Source organism: Humidesulfovibrio sp. (genome assembly GCF_035560995.1).
Classification (GTDB): domain Bacteria; phylum Desulfobacterota; class Desulfovibrionia; order Desulfovibrionales; family Desulfovibrionaceae; genus Humidesulfovibrio.
Map to the genome: position 1 here is coordinate 1 of NZ_DATMYK010000004.1, position 4,702 is coordinate 4,702.

Genomic DNA, 4,702 nt, shown 5'->3' on the forward strand with positions numbered 1-4,702 from the left:
CTCACCGACCTGGCCGACCGCCTGGAGCATTTTCTGGATGCCGGGCTGGGCGCACGGCAGATCCTCACCTATTTTGTGGTGAAAATGCCGCTCATCTTTTCGCAGATTCTGCCCGCGGTGTTCCTCTTGGCCGTGGTCATCCAGGTGGGGCTCATGGTGCGTAACCGCGAAATGATGGCTCTGCGCGCGGGCGGCATGTCCATGGGCTGGTTTATCCGCTTCTTTGTGGTTTATGCGCTGGTGTGGAGCATGGGGCAGCTCATGTTCTCCCAGTTCGTGGCGTCCTACGGCGAACAGGAGGCCTCGCGCATCTGGCGCGAGGAGGTGCGCAAGCGTCAGTTGGACAAGCGGGTGGTCAAGAATCTGTGGTTCCGTGAAGGCCCCTACATCGTCCACGCGGGAGAGGCCCAGCCCACCCAGAGCCGCGTCAACGACGTGACGGTGTACGAGTTCGACCGCGACACCATGCGCCTTGAGCGCATCATGACCGCCAAGAAGGGGCTGGTGGACGAGCATGGCTGGGGCCTGCTCGACATGTGGGAGATTGAGACCAAGGACTTCATGTCCAGCAAGCTGCTTACGCACTTCATACCCCTGCGGCAGGACATGCGGAGTTTTCTGAACGCCGATGTGCTCGATCGTTCTGATTTGCCCCTGTGGCACCTCGGTCAGGTCATTGAGGAACTGCGGGAATCAGGCTCCAATGTGGAGCGGCTGCGCACGGCCTGGCACGGCAAGTGGTCGTACGCCTGCTCCATCGTTACCATGGCCTTGCTGGCCCTGGCCCTGTGCTCGCTCTTCGAGAACATGTACATCAATCTTGTGCTGAGCCTGCTGGTGATCTTCAGCTATTACGGGCTATATGTGCTGGGCATAACCACGGGGCAAAAGGGCCTGCTGCCACCAATGGTCGGGGCTTGGCTGGCCAACATGACCTTCAGCTCCCTGGCCGCGCTGCGCCTGGGCTGGGTGTGCGCCCCGCGCCTCGCGGCGCGCGCCCACCGCTGGCGCGTGGCCATGTCCGGGCGTTTCAGCCGGGCGGAAGGCTAGGCTGCTTGAGGGAAGGACGCTGGAAGGCGTCTAGTCCTGCAGCGTTTTCTCTGGTTCGGGCAAAATTCCCGCGGTCTTGTCCAGAGCGGCCCACAAGGCCTCGCGTCCCTGCTTGCTGACGCTGGAGAAGCAGATGGGCGTGGCCGCGCCCCCCAGCAGGTCGCGCCATTCTCGCTGGCGGGCCGAGGCCTCGCGCTGATTCACCTTGTCGCACTTGGTCAGAACTGGCAGGATGGGGATGCCCTCGTGCCGCAGCCAGCCCACAAGCTCCAGGTCGCTCTGCTGCGGGGTCACGCGCACGTCGATGAGCACGGCCACGGCCTTGAGGCCGGGATTGCTGTTGAGAAAATGCTCGATGAGCTTGCCCCATTTGGCGCGCTCCTCCTGGGAGCGCCGGGCGAAGCCATAGCCGGGCAGGTCCACCAGGGTGTAGTCGCCGGGGGTGATGCGGAAGAAGTTCACGCTTTGGGTCTTGCCCGGGGTGGAGCTGACCTTGGCCAGGGCCTTGCGGCCTGCCAGGCAGTTGATGAGCGAACTTTTGCCCACGTTGGAACGCCCGGCCAGGGCCACCTGCGGCTCCTCGGACGGTTCGAGCTGGGAAATGACGTAGGCGGTTTTGACTAAGTCGAAGCTTCGATTCATAATGCTCCAGGGCGGGTTTTCGCGCACAGCGTGTGCGGCGCTCCATTGATGTTGGCTTTTGGCCTCCGCGTCAAGCCTTGCCCGTTCCTTAAACCCCACAGGTGGCAACCATGAGCACCCGCAAGTACCTTATCCTGAACGGTCCCAACCTCGGCCACATCGGAACGCGCCAGCCGGAAATCTACGGTTCCCAGGGGCTGGACAGCCTGCCCGAGATTCTGAAGCCCATGCTGGGCGAGGCCGTGGGTGAGGTGGAGCTCGTGTTTCACCATTCCAATTTCGAGGGCAATCTCATCGACCGCCTGGAAATGGCCCGGCGCGAGGGCCTGGACGGCGTGGCCTTCAACGCCGGGGCGCTTACTCACACCAGCCTGGCCCTTGCCGACTGCCTGGCCTGGATCGGCCTCCCCTGCGTGGAGGTGCACCTGTCGAACATCTTCGCCCGCACGGACGAGCCCCTGCGTCAGAAGAGCCTGATGGGGAAAAGCTGCATCGGAGTTGTTGCCGGTTTCGGCATTCTCGGGTATGCGTTGGCCGTCCTGGCGCTGGAGCGTCACGCCGCAAAGCTTCAGGATAATAAATAATCAGGCGCGACAAGGACTTGTTCGCCAGAATGCCCCGGAGGTTTAATGTATTCCACGTCTGATTTCCGTCGCGGTCTCAAGATCGAGATGGACGGCAAGCCTTACGAAATCGTCGAGTTCCAGCACGTGAAGCCCGGCAAGGGCGGCGCCTTTGTGCGCACCAAGCTGCGCCACATCCTCACTGGCCGCGTCATCGACGAGACCTTCCGCTCCGGCGAGAAGGTCGGCAAGCCCGACATCGCCATGCAGGACATGCAGTTCCTGTATCGCGAGGGCACTGACTTTGTGTTCATGGACCTTGAGAGCTATGAGCAGAAGAACATCCCGGCCGCCCAGGTGGGCGAGAAGGGCGGCTACGTGAAGGAAGGCGAGACCGTGAAGGTGCTGCTGTACAACGGCGAGCTCTTCGACATGGACCTGCCCGCCTCCGTGGTCATGGAAGTGGTGGAGACCGAGCCCGGCGTGCAGGGCGATCGCGTCACCGGCGCGTCCAAGCCCGCCAAGCTCGAAACCGGCATCATGGTCAACGTGCCGCTGTTCATCACCCAGGGCGAGCGCATCAAGGTGGACACCCGCACGGGCGAATACCTGAGCCGCGAGTGATCCGGGCCTAAGCTACGCGATGTCCGAATCTCGGAAGCCCGCCCCCAAGCGGGGCGGGCGCAATGCCAAGGCCAAGGCCGGGGCGGAGGGTAGACCCACGGACACTGTAAAATTCCGCATGGAGATTCGAGGGCTGGCCTACCTGTTCGTGGCCGCCTTCCTCTTTCTGTGCGTCTTTTCCTTTGATCCGCTGGACCCCACCTTCAACCAGGCCGTGAGCGTGGCTCGCAAGACCGGCAATCTCGCCGGGGCTGTGGGCTCGTACACGGCCGGCGTGCTGGTGGAAATCTTCGGCATCGGGGCCATGGCCTGGCCGCTGATCCTGGCCTACATCGGCATCTCCCAGTTCGCGGAGCGGCTGAAGCTCGGTTGGTTCCGCTGGTTCGGCGTCGGTGTGCTTGTGCTCTGCGTCATGGCCTGGGCCGCCAAGCCCTGGAGCCTTCCGGCCAGCGGGCAGGCCCCCACCCTAGCGGGCGGTGGAGCCATCGGCAAGCTGGCCGTGGGCACGTCCTTTACGTTGCTGAACCCTTGGGGTTCGGTGCTGTGCTGGCTGTTCCTCAGCGCCGTGTCGCTTCAGGTGGGCTTTCAGGTGAGCTGGGGCACGCTGTTCAAGCGCCTGCGCTCCTTCCTTTATGATCAATGGTGCAAGCGCCGCGAGCGCGCCCTGCGCCACAAAGGGGCGGATGCCGGCAAGGCCGCGTCCGGCAGGGCTGACGACGAGCGCCCGTCTTCCCGTCCCTCCTTGCGCCTGTTGGAGCGCTTGAGCGAGCGCTTGTCCGACCGCGCCAGCCGCGACAAGACCCTGGAACCCGGCGCTCCCGTCTCCGCCACCGGCAAGGCCGCTGCCAAGGACGCGGCCCCGGCGTTCCACGCGCCCACGGGCAACGATCTGGTGCTCAAGCCCTTCGACGCCCCGGCCCCGCAGAAGAAGGCCGCGCCCAGGCACGAGCCCAGCGCGGATTTGCCCAACGCGGAACTTCTGCACGAGGCCCCGCCCCAGCAGGCCACCTCGGACCCCAAGACGCTGCAGGCCAAGGCCCGGCAGCTCACCTCCTGCCTGGCGGACTTCAACATCCAGGGCGAGATCCAGCAGGTGATTCCCGGCCCCGTGGTCACCATGTTCGAGTTCAAGCCCGCGCCGGGCGTCAAGATCAGCACCATCGCCGCGCGCAACGACGACATCGCCTTGTCCCTCAAGGCGCTGGCCGTGCGCATCGAGGCGCCCATCCCCGGCAAGGACTCCATCGGCGTGGAAATTCCCAACGAGCGCCGCCAGACCGTGTCCCTGCGAGAGATCATCGAACATCCCGTGTTCACCATGGCCAAGTCTCCCCTGACCCTGGCCATCGGCAAGGACATCCAGGGCGCGCCGCAGATCGCCGACCTGGCCACCATGCCCCACCTTCTGGTGGCGGGCGCCACGGGCGCGGGCAAAAGCGTGTGCCTGAACGGCTTCCTTGTCTCCATCCTGTTCAAGGCTCAGCCGGACAAGGTCAAGCTGCTGCTCATCGACCCCAAGCGCATCGAACTCGCCATCTACTCCGACCTGCCGCATCTGGTGCACCCGGTGGTGACGGACATGGCCCTGGCCAAGAGCGCGCTCGAATGGGCCATGTGCGAGATGGACTCGCGCTACGAGACCCTGGCGCGCCTGGGCGTGCGCAACATCGAGGGCTACAACCAGAAGTTGGCCGAGATGGGCGACAAGCGCCCCGACGATTTGGCCGACCTTGCGCCCATGCCCTATCTGGTCATCGTCATCGACGAGCTGGCCGACCTGATGATGACCGCGGCCAAGGACGTGGAAAACTGCATCGTGCGCT

At 64.3% G+C, this 4,702-nt stretch carries 5 protein-coding genes; 4 read left to right on the forward strand and 1 reads right to left on the reverse strand.

Annotation, left to right across the window (positions count from 1 at the left end; translation table 11 throughout):
* Window positions 1-1,050: LptF/LptG family permease (locus VN419_RS00095; RefSeq protein WP_325643143.1), on the forward strand; the 1,050-nt coding region annotated here is incomplete at its 5' end.
* Between the two features lie 30 nt (window positions 1,051-1,080).
* Here the strand turns inward: VN419_RS00095 and yihA are convergent.
* Window positions 1,081-1,692: a ribosome biogenesis GTP-binding protein YihA/YsxC gene (gene yihA, locus VN419_RS00100; protein ID WP_325643146.1), complete on the reverse strand. Its 612-nt coding sequence runs from the start codon at window positions 1,690-1,692 to the stop codon at window positions 1,081-1,083.
* A gap of 110 nt (window positions 1,693-1,802) precedes the next feature.
* On the opposite strand from yihA, the gene VN419_RS00105 reads away from it, so the two are divergent.
* From VN419_RS00105 to VN419_RS00115, 3 genes are all read left to right on the forward strand, one after another.
* Window positions 1,803-2,276, forward strand: a complete 474-nt coding sequence (locus tag VN419_RS00105) for a type II 3-dehydroquinate dehydratase (protein ID WP_325643149.1) — start codon at window positions 1,803-1,805, stop codon at window positions 2,274-2,276.
* 45 nt (window positions 2,277-2,321) lie between these two features.
* Entirely contained in the window at window positions 2,322-2,879 is a 558-nt protein-coding gene (gene efp / locus VN419_RS00110) for an elongation factor P (protein WP_325643151.1), read from the forward strand.
* Window positions 2,880-2,898: 19 nt separating this feature from the next.
* A partial coding sequence (locus VN419_RS00115; RefSeq protein WP_325643153.1) for a DNA translocase FtsK occupies window positions 2,899-4,702 on the forward strand: 1,804 nt, incomplete at its 3' end.